The organism is Stenotrophomonas sp. PA-6-5C, from assembly GCF_021605635.1.
Taxonomy (GTDB): domain Bacteria; phylum Pseudomonadota; class Gammaproteobacteria; order Xanthomonadales; family Xanthomonadaceae; genus Stenotrophomonas; species Stenotrophomonas lactitubi.
This window is the reverse complement of sequence record NZ_WKEE01000019.1, coordinates 30987-54198: the sequence shown is the minus strand read 5'-3', so window position 1 is coordinate 54198 and position 23212 is coordinate 30987. Positions and strand designations below refer to the sequence as shown.

The following is a 23212-nucleotide window of genomic DNA, read 5'->3' as shown; positions in this document are numbered from 1 at the left end:
GGCCGCCGTCAGTGCACCGGTACCAGCGTCATCGTGTGCTGCGCCTTGCCGGGCAGGAACGGGGTGGGGCGACCATGCACCCAATCCTCGTGTCCCGCGCCCCAGTAAGGCGATAGCGGATGGCCGCTCTGCCCACCCGGCATGTGCACGATGCCGTCGGCTTCGTGGCCGGGCGAGACCACCATCCGCTGCGAGGCACCGAAGGACGGCGTTTGTACACGCGGCATGTCACGGTCGCCGGGCAGCGGATCGGCCGGCATGCACAACCAGCGACTGGCGAAGGCGGGCAGGGCGCGCGCGACCGGGTGGCAGATCGCTGCGGTGTTGCGCTCGCCCCAGCTGCGGTGTGCCAGCGGTCCCTGCCTGGACAGCTCGGCTTCGGTGCGACGTGCAGCATCGGCCAGCAGCGCATCCCAGCTGGTGTACGCCGGCGGCAGCAGGTTGGCGGGCCGCTGTTCCAGCATCGGCCAGGCCACACCTTCCAGCTGCGCCAGGCGCGGTGCCAGGAAATCCTCGCCCAGCTGCGCCCGGGCCGGTGCCAGCAGCGCATCGGTCAGCGTGTCGAGCACCTGTGTACGGAATTCGCGCACCACCCGGTAGCTGGTCGAATTGATCGCGGCGCGTCCTTCCCAATGCGCGCTCGCAGCACCCAATCGCTTCAGTGCCGGATCGTCGCTGTGCTCGATCACCTCCTGCAGCAGCACCCACCAGCGCTGCAGGAACACTGCGCGGTCGTCCAGCTGGATTGCCAGCAGGTCGTGTTCGTCGAAGCGTTCCTGGGTGGCCAGCAGGTCACGGATCTGCCGACCGCGTGCGCCGAGGTCGTAGCCGCCATTGCCGACGGTGGCCAGGGTCGCCTCGTCCACCACGCGACTGTTGGCGGTCCACAACCGATGGCTGGGCGGATCGATCAGGCTCGGCGCGGCATCGCTGCGGATCGGCCAGGGCGCGCAGCCCCGGTTGCCCTGATTGTCATTGAAGCCCAGTGGTGAGCAGTGCGGGCCACGGTCAGGCCGCACGCCGATGAGGCGCCACGCGATGCGTCCGCTGCGGTCGCCGACCACCAGGTTCTGCGCGGGAATGCCGGCGTGGTCGGCAATCTGCAGGGCCTGGTCCAGATCGGCAGCGCGTGCCATGTCGGCGAAGTCCATGCGCACCGCGCCCGGCAACTGCGCGACCCAGCGCAGGGCGTCGCCGCTGCCATCGGCGTGGGTGTGCAGGATCGGGCCCCACGCGGTTTCGCGTACTGGAAAACGCACGTCGGCGCTGCCGGCCACGACGATCCGCTCCTCATGCACGGTCACCGCAGCGTCGGCGGGCTCGGTGCGGAAGTCGGCGGTATCGATGTAGCTGTTGGTGAAGCCCCAGGCCACGTGGCCGTTGCTGCCGACAATCACCGCCGGCACGCCCGGCAGCGAGAACCCGCTGACGTCGACCTGGCCACCTGCGGCCTGCGGGTCGGGGTAGCGCAGGCGCACACGGAACCACAGGCTGGGCGCGCGCAGGCCCAGGTGCATGTCGTCGGCGACGATCGCACGGCCATCGGCAGTCAGCGCGCCGGCAACGGCGAAATTGTTGCTGCCGACCGCGTCGGCATCTTCGGCAACTGCGCCAGTTGCGGCCTTCAGCGTGTGCAGGTCCAGCTGGCTGGCATCGGGCAGGCTGGCGTCGCCGCGGGGAGCGCCGGTCAGCGGCGCGTCCCACTCGCTGCCGTCATGCGCCAGCAAGGCGTACAGGGCCGGCGGCACCACCGCGCGGATGCGCTGCAGGGCCAGTTCGGACGGGTTGCTGGGGTCCTGCAGGTCGGCGTACATGGCCAGGCCCGCCAGCACGCTGTCGCTGGCCTGCCACGGTCGCGGCGCCTGCCGCAGCAGCAGGTAGGCCCACGGCCGCACCGCCAGGCTGCCCAGACCCTGGTTGACCCCGTCCACATAGGCACGCACGGCCGCAGGGTCGCTGCCCAGCGCATCCTGCAGATGGGCCTCGGTGCGCGCGCGCAGGCGGTGTACGCGCATGCGCTTGTCGGCTTCGATCGCCTTCGCCCCGAACAGCGCGGACAGTTCACCTGCGGCACTGCGCCGCATCAGGTCCATTTCGAAATAACGTTCCTGCGCGTGAATACGGCCAAGCGCCCGCAGCGCATCAGCCTTGTTGCCGGCGGTGATGGTGACCACCCCCAGCGCATCGCGCTCCACGGTGACCTTGCCGGCCAGCCCGGGCAAAGGGCGCTCGCCATCCAGCTCGGCCAGGCTGCCGCGCAGCAGCAACCACAGGACCAGCACCGCGAGCAGCACGATCGCGACCAACGCACCCAGAATCCACCGCCACTTACGACGCATTGCAGGTCCTTCCCGAGCATGTCGGCCGATTGTAGCCGCAGGCGCAACTGCGACTGATTCCGATTAGATCACCGTATTTCCAGATGGGGCACCATGGGCGCCATCGATTCACAGGAGCTCCCCCCATGAAAGGCAACCCGGACGTCATCGCCTGCCTGAAGGAACTGCTGCGCGGCGAACTCGCCGCCCGCGACCAGTACTTCATCCACTCCCGCCGCTACGAGGACCAGGGCCTGTTCGCACTGTACGAACGCCTGAACCACGAGATGGAAGAGGAGACCCAGCATGCCGACGCGCTGCTGCGCCGGATCCTGTTCCTGGGCGGCGACCCGGACATGCGCCCGCATGCCACCGAGCCGGGCAAGACCGTGGAGGAAATGCTGCGCAAGGACCTGGACACCGAATACGCCGTTCGCAACAACCTCGCCGCCGGCATGAAGCTGTGCGAGGAGAAGGGCGACTACGTGAGCCGCGACATGCTGCTGGCGCAGTTGAAGGACACCGAGGAAGACCACGCCTGGTGGCTGGAACAGCAGCTGGGCCTGATCAAGCGCATCGGCCTGGAGCTGTACCAGCTGAGCAAGATCGACGGCAGTGGCGCCCCGGCGCACTGACCGCTTGATGTAGAGCCGAGCCAAGCTCGGCTGCTGTACCTGATGTAGAGCCAAGCCATGCTTGGCGGCATTTCACAGAAGCACAACGTCCTGTCGCCCGCCAGCACCGGAGCACCGCCAGCCAGCCTTCGCCCGCCAGCTGCTCCACCGCCCGCCAGCCGACAAACAAAGAAGCCGGGGAATGCCCCGGCTTTTTTGTGTCTGGCGTCCCGTTCCCGGTAGCGCCGGGCAGGGTGTGTCAACCAAGGTTGACACCTACCGTCATTCGACCGACAGCCCTTCCACCTTCTGCCAGCCACGCGGCAGCAGGTGGCCACGGGTGGCGCGGGCGCCCAGATAGGCCTCGAGCTCGTTGAACTTCAGGCCCATCGTGCGCTGGCCGCTGCGTACCTGCAGGGTCTGCCCCGGGCTGATCGCCACGATTGCCACCACGCGCTCGGTGGCGAGCTTGGCCTTGGGGATCTCGATGATCTTGTTGCCCTTGCCCTTGTCCAGTTCCGGCAGGTCGTTGGCGGCGATCGCCAGCAGGTTGCCCGAACTGGTCACCGCGACGATGCGGTCGGTGGCGACGTTGGCCACCACCGACGGCGTAAGCACCGACGAGCCCGCCGACAGGTTCAGCATCGCCTTGCCGGCCTTGTTGCGGCCGATCAGGTTCTCGAAGCGGGTGACGAAACCATAACCGTGGGTCGAGGCCAGCACGAAGCGGGTATCCGGTTCGGCGCTGGCCAGGGTCACGAAGCTGGTGCCTGCGGCCGGCGAGAAGCGGCCGGTCAGCGGTTCACCGTTGCCGCGCGCCGAGGGCAGGGTATGCACCGGCGTGGAGTAGGCGCGGCCTTCGCTGTCGAGGAACGCGACCTGCTGGGTGCTGCGTGCACGCACCGCGCCCTGCAGGGCATCGCCATCGCGATAGGACAGGGTCGAGGCATCGATGTCGTGGCCCTTTGCGGCACGGATCCAGCCCTTCTCGGACATCACCACCGTCATCGGTTCGCTCGGCACCAGCTCGGTCTCGTCGATGGCCTGCGCCGCCTGGCGCTGCACCAGCGGCGAACGGCGCTCGTCACCGAACTTCTTGGCATCGGCCTGCAGCTCGTCGCGGATCAGCTTCTTCAGCTTGGCCTTGCTGTCGAGGATGCTCAGGATCTTGTCGCGTTCCTTGGCCAGCTCGTCCTGCTCGCCGCGGATCTTCATCTCTTCCAGGCGGGCCAGCTGCTTCAGCTTGGTTTCCAGGATGTACTCGGCCTGGTCTTCGGACAGGCCGAAGCGCGCGATCAGCGCCGCCTTCGGTTCGTCCTCGGTACGGATGATGTGGATCACCTCGTCCAGGTTGAGGAACGCCACCAGCAGGCCTTCCAACAGGTGCAGGCGGCGCTCGACCTTCTGCAGTCGGTGCTGCAGGCGGCGGGTGACGGTGCTGCTGCGGAATGCCAGCCATTCGCTGAGCAGCGTCTTCAGGTTCTTCACCTGCGGACGGCCGTCCAGCCCGATCACGTTGAGGTTGACGCGGTAGCTGCGCTCCATGTCCGTGGTCGCGAACAGGTGGCCCATCAGCTGCTCGGCGTCGACGCGGTTGGAGCGCGGCACCAGCACCACGCGCACCGGGTTGGCGTGGTCGGATTCATCGCGGATGTCTTCCAGCCACGGCAGCTTCTTGGCACGCATCTGCGCGGCGATCTGCTCGATCACCTTCGACGGCGACACCTGGAACGGCAACGCGGTGACCACCACGTTGTGCGCTTCCTTGGTGTAGGTCGCACGCGCACGCACGCTGCCGTTGCCGGTCTCGTACATGTTCCGCAGGTCGTTGGCCGGGGTGATGATCTCGGCGTTGGACGGGTAGTCGGGGCCCTTCACGTGCTCGCACAGGTCGCGCACGCTGGCATCCGGGTCGTCCAGCAGGTGCAGCAGCGCGCTGACGATCTCGTTGAGGTTGTGCGGCGGCACATCGGTGGCCATGCCCACGGCGATGCCGGTGGTGCCGTTCAGCAGCAGATGCGGCAGGCGTGCCGGCATCCAGGTCGGTTCCTGCAGGGTGCCGTCGAAGTTCGGCGCCCAGTCGGTGGTGCCCTGGCCGAGTTCGCCCAGCAGCACTTCGGCGATCGGGGTCAGCTTGGATTCGGTGTAACGCATCGCCGCGAACGACTTCGGATCATCGCTGGAACCGAAGTTGCCCTGGCCTTCGATCAACGGGTAACGGTACGAGAACGGCTGCGCCATCAGCACCAGCGCTTCGTAGCACGCGCTGTCGCCATGCGGGTGGTACTTACCGATGACGTCACCGACGGTGCGCGCGGACTTCTTCGGCTTGGACGCGGCATTCAGGCCCAGCTCGCTCATCGCATAGATGATGCGGCGCTGCACGGGCTTCAGGCCGTCGCCGAGGAACGGCAGGGCGCGATCCAGGACCACGTACATCGAGTAGTCGAGGTAGGCGCGTTCGGCGTACTCGCGCAGCGGCAGTTGTTCGAAACCGTGGAACACGGGGCGGGCAAGATCGGTCATGCGGCGTTGTTACCTATGTCGGGAGGCGGTGACGGCGGTCGCCGCTCTCAATCCAGTGATTATCCGGATGCGGCGGGGGATGCCAAGCCGCGTGCAGGGTCCAGGCCCGGTTCCAGGCCGTGGCCGGCCCGTGCCAGGTAGCGTCCGGGCGGCAACCCGAAGTGTCGCCGGAACACGGTGACGAAGGCGCTGGCGCTGCTGAAGCCCAGTGCGTGGGCGATATCGGCCACGCTGCGGCCCTCGCTGAGCTGCCGCAGCGCCTCGGCCAGCCGCGCCTGCTGGCGCCACTGGGCGAAACTGAGGGTGGTCTCGTCGCGGAAATGGCGGGTCAGGCTGCGCGGCGACAGGCCGGCCCAATGCGCCCACTGCGCAAGGCCGCGCTCGTCGGCCGGGTCGGCCAGCAACTGCGAGGCGATCTTCAGCAGGCGCCGGTCGCGCGGCATCGGTAGATGCATGCGCTGGCGCGGCGCGGTGCGGATCTCGTCCAGCAGCACGTTGATGATGTGCTGCCGCTCGGTGGTGCTCTCGTAGTCCTGTGGCCAGTCGCAGATGCGTTCGGCCACCGCCTGCGCCAGCCGCGAGATGCCCAGCACGCACGGATCGGCCGGCAGTTCGGCGCACAGCGGTGCGGCCAGTACCATGCCCCAGCCGCGCAGCGGTCCATCGATGTGGACCGTATGCGGTTCGGCCGGTGGCATCCATCCCGCGGAGCCGGGCGCCAGCGACCAGGTGCCATGCGAGGTGCGGGTGGTCAGCAGGCCACGTTCAACGCAGATCAGCTGCGCGCGGACGTGGTGATGCCAGTCCACTTCGCGCGCCAGGCCCTGTTGGCTGTCAAAGCGGAAGGCGATGACCGGCGGGCCGTCATTGCGCTCGAACCAGTCCAGCGCTTCTTCACGCAGCAGGGTGGCAGGGCCGGGTTCGCCCGCCTTCACATGGGCTGGGGGTGGCTTGAATGTGACATTCATTGGCTGGATTGTACTACCGGGCCAGTTGGGAGCGCCATTAAGGTGGCGCCTTCACCTGATCCAGCCCATTGCTGCAACACAGCATTCGATGCCAGATCGAATATTTCCATTGAGAAATATTTTTTTTGGAAGAGAATGCTCCCCCATGATCTGTCCTGCAACCACTCCCCCCAGCTTCGGCCTGCTGCTGCGCCAGGTGCGCGACGGCCTGGTCCGCCAGCTCGATGCGTCCATGGCCGAAGAAGACCTCGGCATCGGCTTCACCCACTACATCGGGCTGAAGGTGCTCTCGAACATGGCGCCGTGCACGGCCAACGAACTGGCCCAGGCCATCGACCAGGTGCCCAGCGCGGTCACCCGCCTGCTGGACAAGCTGGAAGCGCTCGGTTGCGTGCGCCGCGAGCCGCATGCCCAGGACCGGCGTGCGTTGCAGATCGTATTGACCGATGAAGGCCGCGCGCTGTGGGCGCGGTTGAAGCTGCGCGGCGACGCGGTGATGGATTACGCCCTGCGTGATCTGTCCGCCGACGAACGCACCCAGCTGCTGTCCCTCCTGACCCGAATCCGCGATTCCCTGACGACCCCATGAACCCGATCCCGCATCCCACTCTCCGCCGGTCCGGACGCGCGCTGCTGGTTTCAGCGCTGGCCCTGGCCCTGGCCGCCTGCGCCAGCAGCCGCGGCCTCACCCCGCAGGGCCACGTGCTCGACGTGGACAGCCTGCACAGCGAACGCACCCTGGCCGACAGCGACCTGAGCGCCGCCGGTTTTCCCGCCCAGGACTGGTGGAAGGCACTGGGCGATACGCAGCTGGATGCGTTGATCGCCGAAGGCCTGGCCGGCCATCCGAGCCTGGACGCCGCCGACGCCCGCCTGCGCCAGGCACAGTCGCAGGTCGGCACCGCACGCGCCGATCGCCTGCCCAGCCTGTCCGTGTCCGGTGGCTACACCGGCCTGCGCCTGCCCGAATCGATGGCCGGCGATGAAATCGGTGGCCACTACGCCGGCAGCAGCCAGGTTGCCTTCGATTTCAGCTACGGCATCGACCTGTGGGGCGGCAAGCGCGCCGCCTGGGAAGCCGCCGTGGACGGCGCGCACGCCGCCACTGTAGAGGCCCAGGCCGCACGCCTGAACCTGTCCACCGGCATCGCCCAGGCTTATACCGATCTGGCTTATGCCTGGCAGCTCAATGACGTAGCTGAAGAAGAACTGGCGCGCTCGCAGAAGTCGCTGGAACTGACCCGGCAGCGTCGTAGCGCCGGCATCGACAGCGACCTGCAGGTGCGCCAGGCCGAAGCCCGCGTACCGGCCGCACAGCAGCAGTTGCTGGCGGCACAGCAGCGCATCGACGCGGGACGCACTGCGCTGGCCGCGCTGGTGGGCAAGGGCCCGGACCGGGGCCTGTCGATCGAACGCCCGCGGGCGATGAACCCGCTGGCCCTGCAGCTGCCGGGCGTGGTGCCCAGCGAACTGCTCGGCCGTCGCCCGGACATCGTCGCCGCGCGCTGGCGGGTGGAAGCGGCCGACAAGCAGATCAAGGTCGCCAAGACAAAGTTCTACCCGAGCCTCAACCTGACCGCGCTGGCCGGCGTGGTCGCGCCGAATGTCGGCGACCTGCTGCAGAGCAGTTCCAGCTTCGCTTACATCGGTCCGGCGCTGAGCATGCCGATCTTCGAAGGCGGCAAGCTGCGCGCCAACCTGGCCAACACCGATGCGCAGTACGACCTGGCCGTAGCGAACTACAACCAGGCGGTGCTCGATGCACTGCGCGATGTGGCCGACCAGGTCAACGCCGTGCGTTCACTGGCGCAGCAGGCGCAGTCGCAGCAGCAGGCGGTGGATACCGCACGCGCCGCTTTCGACCTGGCCCAGCAGCGCTACCGCGCCGGCATCGGCAGCTACCTGGACGTGCTGACCGCACAGTCCACCCTGCTGCAATCGCAGCAGCAGCTGGCCGGCCTGCAGTCGCAGCAGCTGCAGAGCTCGGTGCGCCTGAGCAAGGCCCTCGGCGGTGGTTTCCAGCCCAGTGACGCCGACGCCGCACCGCTTGCTTCCCATTCCGATTCCTCGCATTCCTGAAGACGCCTGCCATGAGCCAGACCCAAGACACTGCGGCCCCCGCCGCCCCCAACCGTCGCGGCAAGCTGCTGCGCGGCCTGTTCGTGATCGTCGTGCTGCTGCTGGCGGCACTGGCGCTGTGGTACTTCATGTTCGGCCGTTGGTTCGAAGAGACCGACGACGCCTACGTGCAGGGCAACCAGGTGCAGATCACCCCGTTGGTGGCCGGTACCGTGGTCGCCATCAACGCCGATGACGGCATGCGCGTGGAGCGCGGCCAGCTGCTGGTGCAGCTGGACCCGGCCGATACCTCGGTGGCCCTGCAGCAGGCTGAAGCCAACCTGGCCAAGACCGTGCGCCAGACCCGCGGCCTGTACCGCAGCGTCGAAGGTGCGCAGGCAGATCTGAACGCACGTCAGGTGACCCTGAAGCGCGTGCGCGACGACTTCGCACGCCGCAAGGGCCTTGCCGCCACCGGCGCCATCTCCAACGAAGAACTGGCCCACGCCCGCGATGAGCTGGCGGCTGCCGAAGCGGCCGTGGCCGGTTCGCGCGAGACCGTCGAGCGCAACCGTGCGCTGGTCGACGACACCGTGATCGCCACCCAGCCGGACGTGCAGGCGGCCGCCGCGCAGCTGCGCCAGGCCTTCCTCAACAATGCGCGTTCGGGCATCGTCGCGCCGGTCACCGGCTATGTTGCCCGTCGTTCGGTGCAGGTCGGTCAGCGCGTGCAGCCGGGCAATGCCCTGATGGCGGTGGTGCCGACCGAGCAGATGTGGGTCGAAGCCAACTTCAAGGAAACCCAGCTGCGCCACATGCGCCTGGGCCAGGAAGTGGAACTGAAGTCGGACCTGTATGCCGGCGATGTGAAGTACAAGGGCCGCATCGACAGCCTGGGCCTGGGCACCGGTTCGGCGTTCTCGCTGCTGCCGGCACAGAATGCCAGCGGCAACTGGATCAAGATCGTGCAGCGCGTGCCGGTGCGCATCGCCATCGATGCCAAGCAGCTGGCCGACCACCCGCTGCGCATCGGCCTGTCGATGAAGGCTGAGGTGAGCCTGCGCGACCAGAAGGGCGAAGTGCTGCCGAGCGCGGCCGCCAAGGGCACGGTGTTCGACACCGACGTGTACGCCAAGCAGCTGCACGATGCCGATGAGGTGATCCACACGATCATCCAGGGCAACCTGCCGCAGCAGGCCAAGGCGAGCTGAGGTCGGCCATGTCCGCACAAGCTCCAGCTGCGCCCGGCTCTCCGGGCGCACCGGCGGCGCCGGGTGCGGCCGCCGGCTTCCTGCCACCCAGTGTGGCCCTGTGCACCGTGGGCCTGGCAATGGCCTCGTTCATGCAGGTGCTCGACACCACCATCGCCAACGTCTCGCTGCCGACCATCGCCGGCAACCTCGGCGCCAGTTCGCAGCAGGCGACGTGGGTCATCACCTCGTTCGCGGTGAGCACCGCGATCGCGCTGCCGCTGACCGGCTGGCTCAGCCGTCGCTTCGGCGAGCGCAAGCTGTTCGTGTGGGCCACGCTGGCCTTCGTGATCACCTCGCTGCTGTGCGGCCTGGCCCAGAGCATGGGCATGCTGGTGCTGTCACGCGCGCTGCAGGGATTCGTCGCCGGCCCGATGTACCCCATCACCCAGTCGCTGCTGGTCTCGATCTATCCACGAGAGAAACGCGGACAGGCGCTGGCGCTGCTGGCGATGATCACCGTGGTGGCGCCGATCTGCGGGCCGATCCTCGGTGGCTGGATCACCGACAACTACAGCTGGGAATGGATCTTCCTGATCAACGTGCCGCTGGGCATCTTCGCTGCGCTGGTGGTGGGTAACCAGTTGAAGGGTCGCCCGGAGCACGTCGAAAAGCCGAAGATGGACTACGTCGGCCTGGTCACCCTGGTGATCGGCGTGGGTGCATTGCAGCTGGTACTCGATCTGGGCAACGACGAGGACTGGTTCTCGTCGATGAAGATCGTGGTGCTGGCCTGCGTGGCCGTGGTGGCGCTGACCGTGTTCCTGATCTGGGAACTGACCGACAAGGACCCGATCGTCGACCTGAAGCTGTTCCGGCACCGCAACTTCCGCGCCGGTACGCTGGCGATGGTGGTGGCCTACGCCGCGTTCTTCAGCGTGGCCCTGCTGATTCCGCAGTGGCTGCAGCGCGACATGGGCTACACCGCGATCTGGGCAGGCTTGGCGACGGCGCCGATCGGCATCCTGCCGGTGATCATGACCCCGTTCGTGGGCAAGTACGCATCGCGCTTCGACATGCGCATGCTGGCCACCATCGCGTTCGTGGTGCTGTCGATGACCAGCTTCCTGCGTTCGGGTTTCAACCTGCAGGTCGACTTCCAGCACGTGGCCGGCGTGCAGCTGATCATGGGCATTGGTGTCGCGCTGTTCTTCATGCCGGTGCTGCAGATCCTGCTGTCGGACCTGGATGGTCGTGAGATCGCGGCCGGCTCGGGCCTGGCCACGTTCCTGCGTACGCTGGGCGGCAGCTTCGCCGCGTCGCTGACCACCTGGCTGTGGGCGCGTCGCACGCAGGTGCATCACGCGGACCTGACCGAACACATCTCGGTGTATCAGCCGGGCATGCAGGACCAGGTGGCGGCGATGGGGCAGGGCGACCTGCAACATGGTGCGGCGGTGCTGAACAACATGATCAACCACCAGGCGTCGCAGATGGGCTTCAACGACATCTTCTTCCTGCTGGGCTGGATCTTCCTGGCGATCATCACCTTCCTGTGGCTGGCCAAGCCGCCGTTCGGTGCAGGCGCCGGTGCTGCCGCCGGTGGCGGGCACTGATCGATCGTTGTTGTTGAAACGCAGAAACCCCGCCGCAAGGCGGGGTTTCTGTTTGGGCGTTGCGGGAAGTGTGCTGACATGGCTTTCAAACAGTGTGCCGTGGCACATCCAGGTCAAGCGCACTGGCTCGGGCCTAGCGTGTGCGATACACGCGCTTGAACATCACGCGATCGCGGAACAGCTGGCTGATCGCCCACATTCCTGCCACAAGTACGACGCCGCCCGTGACCCAGCCGGCAGTGGCCTGCACGTGGCTACCGACAAATGCGCCGCAGATGACGGCGGCGACGATGACAAGCAGGTGCGCTTCCTTTGGTGCGCCGTAATGGACCTCGGCCTGGCATCCCACGCAGACGGTCACGCCGTAGTTGGAGGTGGTGTGGCAGTGGGGGCAGATGGTGCTGCGCTGCATGGAGCGTCCTTTGTGGGAGGAAGGGGCGCCGGAGCAGAGCGTGATGTCGTGTCTGCCCCCGGTAGCGGTAAATCTGCCTGCCGGGGAAAGGGAATTGGGTGGATTTGGTCTAGGAAAAGTACGAATTCGAGCGGAACGTGAAATGGATTCGGATACGAATGATGTTCAGAGCGTGGCGGCGATGTGCCGAAGGGGGATCGCACAATCAAGTGGCCGCCAGATGGGGCCGGATACGACACGTCGAGCAGCAATCGCATGCAACGCCGCGTCCCGAACTCCGGACATGAAAAAACCCGCTTGCGCGGGTTTGATCATTGTCTGAGTCATGGTGCCCAGGAGAGGACTCGAACCTCCACGAAGTTGCCCCCGCTAGCACCTGAAGCTAGTGCGTCTACCAATTCCGCCACCTGGGCGACTCAGGAGGAGAATTTTGCAGGAAGGTTGGATATGTGTCAACACCATTTCACACATTTTTTTCTGCACCCCTTTCCGCGTCCACGTCCAGATGCAGCAGCAGGCTGCGCATCGGCGGCGAGAGCGTTTTCCAGTCGGCAAACGCGGCACACAGTCGGCGCTGTGCCCATGCGTTGCCGAGTGCAACGGCGACGATGCCGGTGGCCCGTCGGTGCCGCCGTGCGATCGTGCGTGGCGCGATGCCCACGCCGATGCCATGGCCCACCATCGTGCACAGGCCTTCGAAGGTCTTCATGCGGATGCGCACGTCGAGCGTGCGTCCGGACTCTGCTGCCAGTTCTTCGATATAGGTCTGCAGTGCGTTGCCGTCGGCCAGCGCGACGAAGGTTTCGGCCAGCACGTCGCTGAAGTCGAGCGAGCGCCGCGCGGCGAAGCGATGGCCAGCCGGCAGCAGCATCATCAGCGGGTCTTCCGCAACCACATGGCGGTGCAACCCGTCGGCGGGGACGGCGTCACTGATGATGCCGGCCTCTGCCTGGCCGGCACGGATCGCGCGCACGACTTCATTGCTGGTGCGTTCGTGCAGTTCCACGCGCAGGCGAGGGCGTTCGGCCAGCCATGGGGCCAGTCGCGCGGGCAGATAGTTGGTCAATGCCGCGGTGTTGGCATACAGGTGCAGCGTGCCGCGCGCGCCGTGGGCGAAGGCCTGCAGTTCGCCGCGCAGCTGTGCCTGCTGCTGCAGGATCAGGCGCGCGTGATGGGCCAGTGCGGCGCCCGCTTCGGTGAGGCTGACGCCGCGCGGGTGACGGGTCAGCAGCGCGGTGCCGGCGTCGGTTTCGATCGCGCGCAGGCGTTCGCTGGCCGATCCCAGTGCCAGATTCGCCTCTACCGCGCCGGCGGTGATGCTGCCGGCTTCGGCGACCGCCAGGAACAGGCGCAGATCGGCAATGTCCAGACGCATGTCATGACCTCGCATCGTGGCCGTTGCCTTCGGAGCAGCCGAAGGGTAGGGCGGGAATGCCGCATTGTGCGCTGAAGTGCCGCCGGCTCCAATGAAAGCATGAACGAAACGAACTACTTCTATGGGTTGCTGGTGGGGGTGTTCCTGTTGGCCGGGGTGGTCAAGGGCGTGACGGGCATGGGCCTGCCGACCGTGGCGATGGGGCTGCTGGGCGGCGCGTTGTCGCCGGTTGCGGCGGCCTCGATGCTGTTCATTCCCACCTTTGTCACCAATGCCTGGCAGCTGCTGTCCGGTCCATCGGTGGGGCGGATCGTGCGGCGGCTGTGGCCGATGATGCTGGCGGTGGTGATCGCCACCCTCGGCGCCGCCGCGCTGCTGGTGCGGGTGGATCGTGATGTGTCACGGGCCGCGTTGGGCGTGGCGCTGGTGGTCTACGCCGGGTACGCGTTGCTGGCGCCGGTGTTGCGGGTACCGGCTCGGCGCGAGCGCTGGCTGGGGCCGCTGGTCGGCGCGATGTCCGGTGTGGTGACCGGCGCAACCGGCGTGTTCGTGATGCCGGCGGTGCCCTACCTGCAGTCGTTGGGATTGCAGCGCGACGAGCTGGTGCAGGCGCTGGGCCTTGCATTCACGGTGTCCACGATTTCGCTGACCACAGGCCTGGTGCTGCATGGTGCGTTCGGCGTGCAGCAGCTCGGCCTCAGCGCGTTGGCAGTGGTGCCGTCGCTGGCCGGTATGTGGCTGGGGCAGGTGATCCGCCAGCGCATCAGTGCGCGGGTATTCCGTGCCTGCTTCCTCGGCTTCCTGTTGCTGCTGGGCCTGGAGCTGGTGCTGCGTTCGTGGTGGTGATGCTGGCTGGACGCCAGACAAGAAAAAACCCGCTTTCGCGGGTGTTTTTCATTCTCGACATGGTGCCCAGGAGAGGACTCGAACCTCCACGAAGTTGCCCCCGCTAGCACCTGAAGCTAGTGCGTCTACCAATTCCGCCACCTGGGCGTCGAGGAGGAGAATTATGCGGTGCCGTGACGGAGGTGTCAACACCCTTGTGAAACTCCCGCGTCGGTCGCGCTCTGCATATCCACGCCATGCGTGGATGGGTGCCGAACCCGGATTACAGGCAAAAAAAATCCCCGCCGAAGCGAGGAGTTTTTTTGTTGGTGCCCAGAAGAGGACTCGAACCTCCACGGTTTTACCCGCTAGTACCTGAAACTAGTGCGTCTACCAATTCCGCCATCTGGGCGTTCCAGAGGCGCAATTGTGAAGATGAACCGGGGACCTGTCAACGATTTCCCGAAAATTCTTAATGGGGATGCGTCAACCGGTTTGCTGACCCGTTCTGCACGCCCGCAACGGCTACCATGGAGGGCGATGACTACCAAAAAACCAAGCAAGGGCGGGAGCAAGTCCCGCAGTGAAGCCCCCAACAAGGGCGCCAAGGCCGGCCCGGCCCGCAGCAACAAGCCGGGCAAGCCGTTGCCGGGCTGGCTCCCCACACTGGCCGAAGGTGGCGCACCGCCGTCTGGTCGAGGCCGCCGCAACGCAGAGGCACCGGGCCCCGCGCCGGGCCGCAAGCTGCCGCCGACGGGCAAGGTGATCGACGATCCCTATGCGTCCCGCGAAGCAGAAAAGTACGAACAACCCATCGCCAGCCGCGAGGCCATCCTGGCCCTGCTGGAGCGCTGCGAAGGGCCGCAGACCGCTGAAGAACTCGGCGCGCGCCTGGGCCTGACCGCACCGGACCGTGCCGAGGCACTGTCGCGCCGGCTCGGCGCCATGGTCCGCGATGGCCAGCTGGTGCAGAACCGCCGCGGCGGCTTCGCTCCCATCCAGACGTTGAACCTGGTCACCGGCGTGGTGATTGCCAATCCGGAAGGCTTCGGCTTCCTGCGCCCGGTCGAGGGCGGCGACGATCTGTTCCTGCCGCCGTACGAAATGCGCAAGGTGATGCACGGCGACAAGGTGCTGGCCCGTGTCACCGGCATCGATCACCGCGGCCGTCGCGAAGGCAGCATCGCCCGCGTGCTGGAGCGCGGCATGACCCGCCTGATCGGCCGCTTCAGCGTCGAGATGGGCATCAACTACGTGGTGCCCGATGACAAGCGCATCCAGCGCAACGTGCAGGTGCCGCCAGACCAGACCGGCGGCGCGCGCGATGGCCAGCTGGTGGTCTGCGAACTGACCCAGGCACCGGACAGCCGCCGTCCGCCGATCGGCCGCATCATCGCTGTGCTCGGCGACAAGCTGACCGCATCGCTGGTGGTGGAGACCGCGATTCACGGCCACGAACTGCCGTTCGAGTTCCCGCAGGAAGTGCTGGACGAAGCCGCGTCGGTGCCGCTGGTGGTCGAGCCGGCGATGATCGGTGACCGCGTCGACCTGCGCAGCACGCCGCTGGTCACCATCGATGGCGAGGACGCCAAGGACTTCGACGACGCGGTGTACTGCGAGCCGAACGCCGATGGCTTCCGCCTGGTGGTCGCCATTGCCGACGTCTCCAACTATGTCCGTCCCGGCACGCCGCTGGACGATGAAGCGCAGAAGCGCGCGACCTCGGTGTACTTCCCGGGCTTCGTGGTGCCGATGCTGCCGGAAACGCTGTCCAACGGCATCTGCTCGCTGATGCCGAAGGTCGACCGCATGTGCTTTGTCTGCGACATGCAGATCGACCGCGAAGGCGTCGTCACCCACTCGCGCTTCTACGAAGCGGTGATGAATTCGCACGCGCGCCTGACCTACACCCAGGTGTGGCAGGCGGTGGGCGAGGACGATGCCGGTGCCAAGGCGTTCATCGGCGACCTGCTGCCGCAGGTGCAGCGCCTGCACCAGCTGTACAAGGTGCTGTCCAAGGCGCGCACCAAGCGTGGCGCGATCGAGTTTGAAAGCAGCGAAGTCCGCTTCGTGCTCGACAATCGCGGCGAAGTCACCCAGGCCGGCATGCTGGTGCGCAACGATGCGCACAAGCTGATCGAGGAATGCATGATCGCGGCCAACGTGGAGGCGGCGAAGTATCTGTTGTCGCGCCATGTGCCGGCGCCTTACCGCGTGCATGAGAAGCCGCCGGAGACCAAGTACGCCGATCTGCTGGAATTCCTCAAGGAGTTCAAGCTGAGCCTGCCGCCGTGGTCGAAGGTGCGCCCGGGCGATTACACCAAGCTGCTGAAGAAGATCCGCGACCGTCCCGATGCCACGCTGCTGGAATCGGTGCTGCTGCGCAGCCAGAGCCTGGCCGTGTACAGCCCCGACAACAACGGCCACTTCGGCCTGGCGCTGGAGGCGTACGCGCACTTCACCTCGCCGATCCGTCGTTACCCGGATCTGCTGGTTCACCGTGCGATCAAGCATGCGCTGTCGGGCAAGCCGCTGGACAAGTTCACCTACAACGCCCGCGAGATGGCTGCACTGGCACTGCAGTGTTCCGAGCGTGAGCGTCGTGCCGATGAGGCCGAGCGCGAGGTGGATGAGCGTTACCGCGCCGCGTGGATGGAGAAACACGTCGGTGGCCAGTTCGACGGCGTGATCAGCGGCGTGACCAGCTTCGGCCTGTTCGTGGAGCTGGCCGACTCGAAAGTACAGGGCCTGGTGCACGTGACCCAGCTGCCGCAGGACTATTACAAGTTCGACGCGACCCGCAAGACGTTGACCGGTGAGCGCCGTGGCAGCAGTTATCGGCTGGGGGACCAGGTGCGCATCCTGGTGCTGAAGGCCAGCATGGAAGAGCGCAAGATCGACTTCCGTCTGGTCGAGCACAAGGGCGAGGAAGAGGTGGCAAGCCCGGCCCCGTTGCCCGAGCGCGGCAAGCCGGCCAAGCGCACGAAAAAGAAGTATTGACCGACGGCCGTGGTAGTGCCGGCCCTTGGTCGGCATCCTCGGTAGCGCAGGGGTGCCGGTCTAGATTGGCACATCCCCCCATCGGTAGGTGTCGACCTTGGTCGACACGATGTTCCGGAGGAACGCAGCAATGCAGGGCCAACCCGAATACAGCGGCGGCTGCCAGTGCGGTGCGATCCGCTTCCAGGCGCGGGGCGAGCTGACCGACAGCTCGATCTGCCACTGCCGGATGTGCCAGAAGGCCTTCGGTGCGTACTACGCGCCGCTGGTCTCGGTGCGCGGCGTGCAGTTCAGCTGGACCCGCGGCCAACCGCGTTATTTCCAGTCCTCCAACGTCGTGCGGCGTGGGTTCTGCGCCGACTGCGGTACGCCGTTGACCTATGAAGCACCCGATGGCGTGGCGGTGGCCGCCGGTGCCTTCGACCAGCCTGAGCGCCTGCCGCCAACCCTCCAGTATGGCGTCGAGCGCAAGCTGCCCTTCGTAGACGGGCTGGGCAGGCTGCCGGCACGCCGCACCGAAGAGGATGTCGCTGCACTGGAGTTCCTGGCCACGATCGTGTCCCACCAGCACCCCGACCACGACACCCCGCACTGGCCACCGCGCAGCCGTTCGGCCGAAGGGTGAACGGCGGGTAGCGCCGGGCAATGCCCGGCGAGCGCGAAGCGCGGCCGCCCCTGATGCTCTACCATAGCCACCCCCTTTCCGGTCCTGCCCGCATGAGCAAGAACAGCCAGTGGATCGTCGGCGTCAACGCCGTCGCCTCCTCCATCGAGAACGACGCCGAGAACGTCCGCGAAGTGCTGGTCGAGGCCGGTGCGAAGAACCCGCGCCTGACCGAGATCGAGGAAAACGCCCGCCGCAAGGGCATCGACGTGCGCAAGGTCAACAGCCAGGCGCTGGACGGCGTGGGCGGTTCGGTGCGCCACCAGGGCGTGGCCGCGCGTTATGCCGCCGCCCGCACCTACAACGAGAACGAGCTGGAAGGCCTGGTCACCGCTGCGGAAGGCAAGGCGCTGCTGCTGGTGCTGGACGAGGTGCAGGACCCGCACAACCTCGGCGCCTGCCTGCGCTCGGCCGCTGCGGCCGGTGCCACCGCCGTGATCATTCCCAAGGACAAGTCGGCCACGGTCAATGCCACCGTGCGCAAGACCTCGGCCGGCGCTGCCGACCGTATTCCGGTGGTTGCGGTGACCAACCTGTCGCGCTGCCTGAAGGACCTGCAGAAGCAGGGTGTGTGGATCTATGGCCTGGCCGGTGAGGCCACCGCGTCGCTGTACCAGCTGGACCTGAAGGGCAACATCGCCCTGGTGCTGGGCGGCGAAGCCGATGGCCTGCGCCGCCTGACCCGCGAGAACTGCGATGGCCTGGTCAAGATTCCGATGCCGGGCGAGATCGAGAGCCTGAACGTCTCGGTCGCTGCCGGCGTCAGCCTGTTCGAGGTCGTGCGCCAGCGCGGTTGATCGGGCAACCGTCCCTGTAGAGCCGAGCCCACGCTCGGCTGCCGCGCACCGCGCGGCACCGGCATCGAGACGAAAAGCAGCCGAGCGTGGGCTCGGCTCTACAGAAGACGTCACCCCGCGCTGCCGCCCAGTGCCTTGAACAGCGTCACGTCGTTGTTCAACTGGCTCTGCCGCACCCGCGCCAGTGACAGTTCCGCATCGCGCCGGGTCTGCTGCGCTTCCAGCCAGGTGCGCAGATCTGTGGCGCCCACGCGATAGCGCACTTCCTGCGCGCGCTCCACTTCCACCGCTTCGTCGTAGGACGCCTGCGAGGCAGTCACCTGGCGCAGCAGCTGCTCACGTGCGGACAAGGCGTTGTCCACCTCCGACAGCGCGGTGTACAGCGTCTTGCGGAAGGTGGTGGCGGCGATCTGGTAGTTGGTACCGGCCACGTCCGTATCCAGCTGCGCGCGCTGCAGGTTGAGGAAGGGCAGCGACAGGCCAGCTCCCAGCGTCGCCACCGGATTGCGCAGTACATCGCCCAGCGAGGTCGCGCTGGAACCGAGGCTGCCGGTCAGGCTCAATGCCGGGTAGTACTGGGTGGCGGTCACCCGGATCGTCTTCAGGCTGTTGCGCAGCCGCAGCTCGGCCGCGCGCAGGTCGGGCCGGCGGCCGAGCAGGTCGGCTGGCAGGCCTTCGGCAATGGTCGGGCTCTGCGCCTCCAGCAGGTTCTGCGGTTCGTCCTGCTGCGGCCACGGCGTGCCATCCAGCAGTACGGTCAGCGCGTTGCGCACTTCCACCCGCTGCTGTTCCAGCGCGCTCTGCGCTGAACGCTGCGACTGCAGGTTCTGCAGTGCCTGGCGGACTTCCAGCCGCGATACCGCACCGGCATCGAAGCGTGCCTGCACCAGTTCATGCGTGCGTTGCAGACGTTCGAGGTTGGCCTGGCCGGTGGCGATGGACTGGTTGAGGTAGGCCAGTGCCCAGTACTGGTTGATGACATCGCCGATCACCAGCAGGGCGGTGTTCTGCCGGTCTTCTTCGCTGGCGTCTGCCTCCCAGCGGGCGATGTCGCGCTGGGTGCGCAGGCGGCCCCACAGGTCGATCTCCCACCCCAGCGACACACCGGTGGAGTAGCTGCGGCGCCAGTCGTCGGCCTGGTCGGTGGCGCGGCTGCCACTGCCGCTCACCCCGGACGACGAAGGTTGCGGCCACAGCGCGTTGCTGGCCAGCCCGGCCTGCAGGCGTGCACGCTGCACGGCCAGGCCGGCAGCACCGAGGTCGCTGTTGGCGGTCAACGCCTGCGCCACCAGGCGGTCCAGGCGCTCATCGCCGAAGCCGGTCCACCAGCGGTCCTGGCGGATGTCGCGGGCCGGGGTGTCCAGGCCGCTGCGCGGGTCGTCGGCCGGTGCGTTGAGGGTCGCATCGCCACGGCCATAAGTGGCGGCAACGCTGGGGTCTGCGACCGGATAGCGGCCTACCGAAGCGCAGGCGGAGAGTGCAAGCAGCACGGCGCCGGCCAGCAGCAGGCGCGAGGGAGCCGGGAAGGGCAGTCGGGTCATCATCTTCATTCGCGGGCCAGGGCCTCCACCGGGTCGAGCTGGGCGGCACTGCGTGCCGGCAGGAAGCCGAACGCCACACCGATCAGGGTTGAACAGGCGAAGGCGGCAATGATGGAAGCGGTGGAGAACAGCACCTGGAAATCGCTGGCGAAACGGCCGATCAACACACCCATCAGCAGTGCCAGGCCGATGCCGAGCAAGCCGCCGAGCAGGCATACCAGCACCGCTTCGATCAGGAACTGCTGGCGGATGTCGCTCTGCCGCGCCCCCACCGCCATGCGCACGCCGATCTCGCGGGTACGCTCGGTCACCGAGACCAGCATGATGTTCATCACGCCGATGCCACCGACCAGCAGCGCGATGGCGGCAATGGCGCCGATCAGCAGGGTCATCGTGCGCGTGGTCTGTTCGATGGTGTCGCGGATCTCGGCGCTGTTGCTGAGGAAGAAGTCCTCGGTGCCGTGGCGCATGGTCAGCAGCCGGGTGATCGCTTCCTGCGCCGCATCCATCGGCGTTTCATCGTTCACCCGCACGGTGATGCTGGAAACGTGGCTCTGCCCGAGCATGCGCGACATCACCGTGGTGTAGGGCACGAACACGCTCAGGCTGGTGCTGCCGCCGAAACCGAAGCTCTGCTTCTTGGCCACGCCGACCACGCGTACCGGCACATTGCCAAGCAGGATCACCTGGCCGATCGGGTCGCTGTCAGGAAAGAACTGGGTGCGGGTGTTCTCATCGATCACCGCCACCTGGCCGAGTCCCTTCACCGCATCGGTGTCGAAGAAGCTGCCGCTGAGCAGGCTCACGCCCTTCACCCGGAAGTACTGCTCGCCGACGCCGCTGATCTGCGCGGTGGCCGACTGGTTGCGGTAGCGCGCGGTGACCGAACTGGACACGCTGGGGGTGGCGCTGTCGACGTAGCTCTGCCGCGACAGGGCATCGGCATCGCTGGCCTTGAGGGTCTGCACCCGCGCCGAACGCATGTCGCCGAATCCGCGACCGGGGTAGACGTCGATGGTGTTGGTGCCCAGTGCGCTGATGTTCTGCAGGATCTGCTGCTGCGAGCCATTGCCCAGCGCCACCACCGATACCACCGAAGCGATGCCGATGATGATGCCGAGCATGGTCAGGAAGGTGCGCAGGCGGTGGGCGTTCATCGCCAGCAGGGCCATCCGGAACGCTTCGGTGAAGCGGTCACGGGCGGCCTGCCAGCTGCTGCCATGGGCGACGCCCGTGCTCGGTTCGCGTTGCGCACGGTAGCTGGGCGCGGCCGGATTGGCGCGGTCGGCGATGATCTCGCCGTCGCGGATCTCGATGATGCGTTGTGCGTGCTCGGCCACGCTCATGTCGTGGGTGACGATGATGATGGTGTGGCCTTCGGCATGCAGCTCGCCGAGGATGGCCATCACCTCTTCGCCGGATTTCGTATCCAGGGCGCCGGTCGGTTCGTCTGCCAGGATCACCTCGCCACCGTTCATCAGCGCACGCGCGATCGACACGCGCTGCTGCTGGCCACCGGACAGCTGCCCGGGCTTGTGGTGCATGCGGTCGGCCAGGCCGAGGCGCTGCAGCAGCTGCTCGGCACGCGCGGTGCGCACCGGACCGGGGCTGCCGGCATAGACCGCCGGCACGGCCACATTGCCGCGCGCGTCGAGATCCCCCAGCAGGTGGTAGCGCTGGAAGATGAAACCGAAGTGCTCGCGGCGCAGCTCGGCCAACTCGTCGGGCGCCATTTTCCCGGTCTCGCGGCCCGCCACCTGATAGCTGCCACGGGTCGGGCGGTCCAGGCAGCCGAGGATGTTCATCAGCGTGGACTTGCCCGAGCCGGACTGGCCGACGATGGCCACCATCTCACCGGCATGGATGTCCAGGTTGACGTCGCGCAGCACGGCGATGACGTCCTCGCCGGCCGGAAATTCGCGTCGCAGGTCGCGCAGGCGCAGCAGCGGCGCCGTCGTGCTCATCGGCGCCCCATGCCCGGGCCACCGACCCGCATCTGCATGCCGCCGCGGTTGCCGCCGCCCGTGGCCGCTGCAGCGCCGCCTTCGCCGACCACCACGCGCTCGCCTTCCTTCAGGCCGGACAGGACCTCGACGTTGGCGCCGTTGTTGATGCCGACCTTGATCTTGCGCGGCTGCGGCTGGCCCTTGTCATCGACCACCCGCACGATGCGCTCGCCGTCGCGCGACTTCGGGCCCAGTGCAACGGCCGGCACCATCAGCACGCCCTTGGCCTGCTTGAGCAGCACCGATACCTGTGCGGTCATGTCGATGCGCAGGGTGCCATCGGGATTTTCGACGTCGAACAACGCGTTGTAGTAGACCGCGCTGCTGGAGCTGGAACTGGACGAACTGCTGGAACTGGACGAGCTCTCGTTGGCGATCGACGCCGGCGCCGGATTGATCTGCCGCAGCGTGGCGTGGTACTTGCGGTCCGGGTCGCCCAGCGTGGTGAAGTACACCGGCATGCCGGCCTTGATCTTGACCACGTCGGCCTCGGAGACCTCGGCGTTGACGGTCACCACGTCCAGCCGCGCCAGCATCACGATGGTCGGCGCGGTCTGGTTGGCATTCACCGTACGGCCTTCCTCGGCCACCACCGCCACCACGGTGCCATCCATCGGCGCGACGATGCGGGTGTAGGCCAGGTTGGCACGGGCGGTGCCCAGTTCGGTTTCGCGGCCCTTGATCTGCGCTTCGTAGGACTGCAGCTGCGCACGCGCGGTCTTCAGCTGGGCCTCGGCGGCATCGTATTCCTGGCGCGAGGTGGCCTCGGCCGCCAACATCTGCTGCTGGCGTGCGAACTCCAGTTCGGCCTGGCGCAGGGTGGCCTGCTGCACCGCGCGCTGCGCGGTCACCTGGTCCAGCGAAGCCTGTGCGTTGAGCACCTGGTTCTGCTGGGTGGTGGCGTCGATCTCGGCGATCAGGTCGCCTTCCTTCACCGTATCGCCCAGCTGCACCTTCAGCGACTTGATCTGGCCGGAAGCCTGCGCACCGACGCTGACCAGCTTGTAGGCGTCGATCACGCCGGTCGCTTCCACCGTCTGCTCGATGTCGCCGCGGCTGACCGGGGTGGTCGCCAGGGCCGGTGCGGCCGGCTTGCGCAGCAGCCACCAGGCGGAAACGGCGGCGATCAGGACAAGCAGGGCGATCAACATCAGGCGACCCTTGCGGGTCGCGGGCAACAGGCGGGAGATCACGTGGCGGCTTCACTCTGGGGGCCGCAGTGGCGGCGTTGGTGGGCATTGTGAAGATCGAGCGATGCTGCGCTCAATCCTCGGGGTGTGTCTCTATGTAACACTGTCGCCG

General features: G+C 67.1%; 17 protein-coding genes and 3 tRNA genes. 9 read left to right on the top strand and 11 right to left on the bottom strand.

Features of this window, described 5'->3' with window-relative positions:
• Positions 1-8: 8 nt before the first annotated feature.
• Positions 9-2339, bottom strand: coding sequence for a penicillin acylase family protein (locus tag GIW57_RS10435; RefSeq protein WP_236510532.1), 2331 nt, complete (start codon positions 2337-2339; stop codon positions 9-11).
• Positions 2340-2464: 125 nt separating this feature from the next.
• Between GIW57_RS10435 and bfr the strand changes: the two genes are divergently transcribed.
• On the top strand, positions 2465-2953 hold the full coding sequence (bfr, locus tag GIW57_RS10430) for a bacterioferritin (RefSeq protein WP_025877631.1): 489 nt from the start codon (positions 2465-2467) through the stop codon (positions 2951-2953).
• A gap of 261 nt (positions 2954-3214) precedes the next feature.
• Here the strand turns inward: bfr and parC are convergent, their stop codons facing one another.
• Complete coding sequence (gene parC, locus GIW57_RS10425) at positions 3215-5458, bottom strand: DNA topoisomerase IV subunit A (protein WP_236510529.1); 2244 nt, start codon at positions 5456-5458, stop codon at positions 3215-3217.
• Positions 5459-5517: 59 nt separating this feature from the next.
• Positions 5518-6426 carry a helix-turn-helix transcriptional regulator gene (locus GIW57_RS10420; RefSeq protein WP_236510526.1) on the bottom strand — a complete coding sequence of 303 codons (909 nt, stop codon included), beginning with the start codon at positions 6424-6426 and terminating at the stop codon, positions 5518-5520.
• A gap of 145 nt (positions 6427-6571) precedes the next feature.
• Here GIW57_RS10420 and emrR point away from each other — a divergent pair, with 145 nt between their 5' ends.
• Genes emrR through emrB form a run of 4 tightly spaced genes read left to right on the top strand, consistent with a single transcriptional unit; the run spans position 6572 to position 11290 of the window.
• Positions 6572-7015, top strand: a complete 444-nt coding sequence (gene emrR / locus GIW57_RS10415) for a multidrug efflux system transcriptional regulator EmrR (RefSeq protein ID WP_025877626.1) — start codon at positions 6572-6574, stop codon at positions 7013-7015.
• Complete coding sequence (gene emrC, locus GIW57_RS10410; protein ID WP_236510523.1) at positions 7012-8505, top strand: multidrug efflux transporter outer membrane subunit EmrC; 1494 nt, start codon at positions 7012-7014, stop codon at positions 8503-8505. Before emrR ends, emrC begins: the two co-directional genes overlap by 4 nt.
• Positions 8506-8516: 11 nt before the next feature.
• Complete coding sequence (gene emrA, locus GIW57_RS10405) at positions 8517-9695, top strand: multidrug efflux MFS transporter periplasmic adaptor subunit EmrA (RefSeq protein WP_100464331.1); 1179 nt, start codon at positions 8517-8519, stop codon at positions 9693-9695.
• A gap of 8 nt (positions 9696-9703) precedes the next feature.
• Complete coding sequence (emrB, locus tag GIW57_RS10400) at positions 9704-11290, top strand: multidrug efflux MFS transporter permease subunit EmrB (protein WP_099819969.1); 1587 nt, start codon at positions 9704-9706, stop codon at positions 11288-11290.
• A gap of 133 nt (positions 11291-11423) precedes the next feature.
• Here the strand turns inward: emrB and GIW57_RS10395 are convergent, their stop codons facing one another.
• The 3 genes from GIW57_RS10395 to GIW57_RS10385 form a co-directional block, all read right to left on the bottom strand.
• Positions 11424-11702: a hypothetical protein gene (locus tag GIW57_RS10395; RefSeq protein WP_236510519.1), complete on the bottom strand. Its 279-nt coding sequence runs from the start codon at positions 11700-11702 to the stop codon at positions 11424-11426.
• Between the two features lie 326 nt (positions 11703-12028).
• Positions 12029-12115: transfer RNA gene (locus GIW57_RS10390), tRNA-Leu, on the bottom strand.
• Between the two features lie 50 nt (positions 12116-12165).
• Positions 12166-13077: a LysR substrate-binding domain-containing protein gene (locus GIW57_RS10385; protein WP_236510516.1), complete on the bottom strand. Its 912-nt coding sequence runs from the start codon at positions 13075-13077 to the stop codon at positions 12166-12168.
• Between the two features lie 99 nt (positions 13078-13176).
• Here GIW57_RS10385 and GIW57_RS10380 point away from each other — a divergent pair, with 99 nt between their 5' ends.
• On the top strand, positions 13177-13923 hold the full coding sequence (locus GIW57_RS10380; protein WP_100464341.1) for a sulfite exporter TauE/SafE family protein: 747 nt from the start codon (positions 13177-13179) through the stop codon (positions 13921-13923).
• A 60-nt stretch (positions 13924-13983) separates the two neighbouring features.
• Here GIW57_RS10380 and GIW57_RS10375 read toward each other — a convergent pair.
• Both GIW57_RS10375 and GIW57_RS10370 read right to left on the bottom strand, forming a co-directional pair.
• Positions 13984-14070, bottom strand: a tRNA-Leu gene (locus GIW57_RS10375).
• 159 nt (positions 14071-14229) lie between these two features.
• A tRNA-Leu gene (locus tag GIW57_RS10370) sits at positions 14230-14314 on the bottom strand.
• A 128-nt stretch (positions 14315-14442) separates the two neighbouring features.
• Here GIW57_RS10370 and rnr point away from each other — a divergent pair.
• The 3 genes from rnr (at position 14443) to rlmB (ending at position 18363) form a co-directional block, all read left to right on the top strand.
• Complete coding sequence (gene rnr / locus GIW57_RS10365; protein WP_236510513.1) at positions 14443-16902, top strand: ribonuclease R; 2460 nt, start codon at positions 14443-14445, stop codon at positions 16900-16902.
• 130 nt (positions 16903-17032) lie between these two features.
• On the top strand, positions 17033-17527 hold the full coding sequence (locus GIW57_RS10360) for a GFA family protein (RefSeq protein ID WP_236510510.1): 495 nt from the start codon (positions 17033-17035) through the stop codon (positions 17525-17527).
• 92 nt (positions 17528-17619) lie between these two features.
• Entirely contained in the window at positions 17620-18363 is a 744-nt protein-coding gene (rlmB, locus tag GIW57_RS10355; RefSeq protein WP_089239900.1) for a 23S rRNA (guanosine(2251)-2'-O)-methyltransferase RlmB, read from the top strand.
• A 110-nt stretch (positions 18364-18473) separates the two neighbouring features.
• Here rlmB and GIW57_RS10350 read toward each other — a convergent pair whose 3' ends face one another.
• The 3 genes from GIW57_RS10350 to GIW57_RS10340 are packed head-to-tail and all read right to left on the bottom strand — an operon-like array spanning position 18474 to position 23103.
• Positions 18474-19913, bottom strand: coding sequence for a TolC family protein (locus GIW57_RS10350; RefSeq protein WP_329605750.1), 1440 nt, complete (start codon positions 19911-19913; stop codon positions 18474-18476).
• Complete coding sequence (locus GIW57_RS10345; protein ID WP_108267837.1) at positions 19910-21868, bottom strand: MacB family efflux pump subunit; 1959 nt, start codon at positions 21866-21868, stop codon at positions 19910-19912. The genes GIW57_RS10350 and GIW57_RS10345 overlap by 4 nt, the downstream gene beginning before the upstream one ends.
• Positions 21865-23103: an efflux RND transporter periplasmic adaptor subunit gene (locus tag GIW57_RS10340; RefSeq protein WP_236510504.1), complete on the bottom strand. Its 1239-nt coding sequence runs from the start codon at positions 23101-23103 to the stop codon at positions 21865-21867. Before GIW57_RS10340 ends, GIW57_RS10345 begins: the two co-directional genes overlap by 4 nt.
• Positions 23104-23212: the final 109 nt, after the last annotated feature.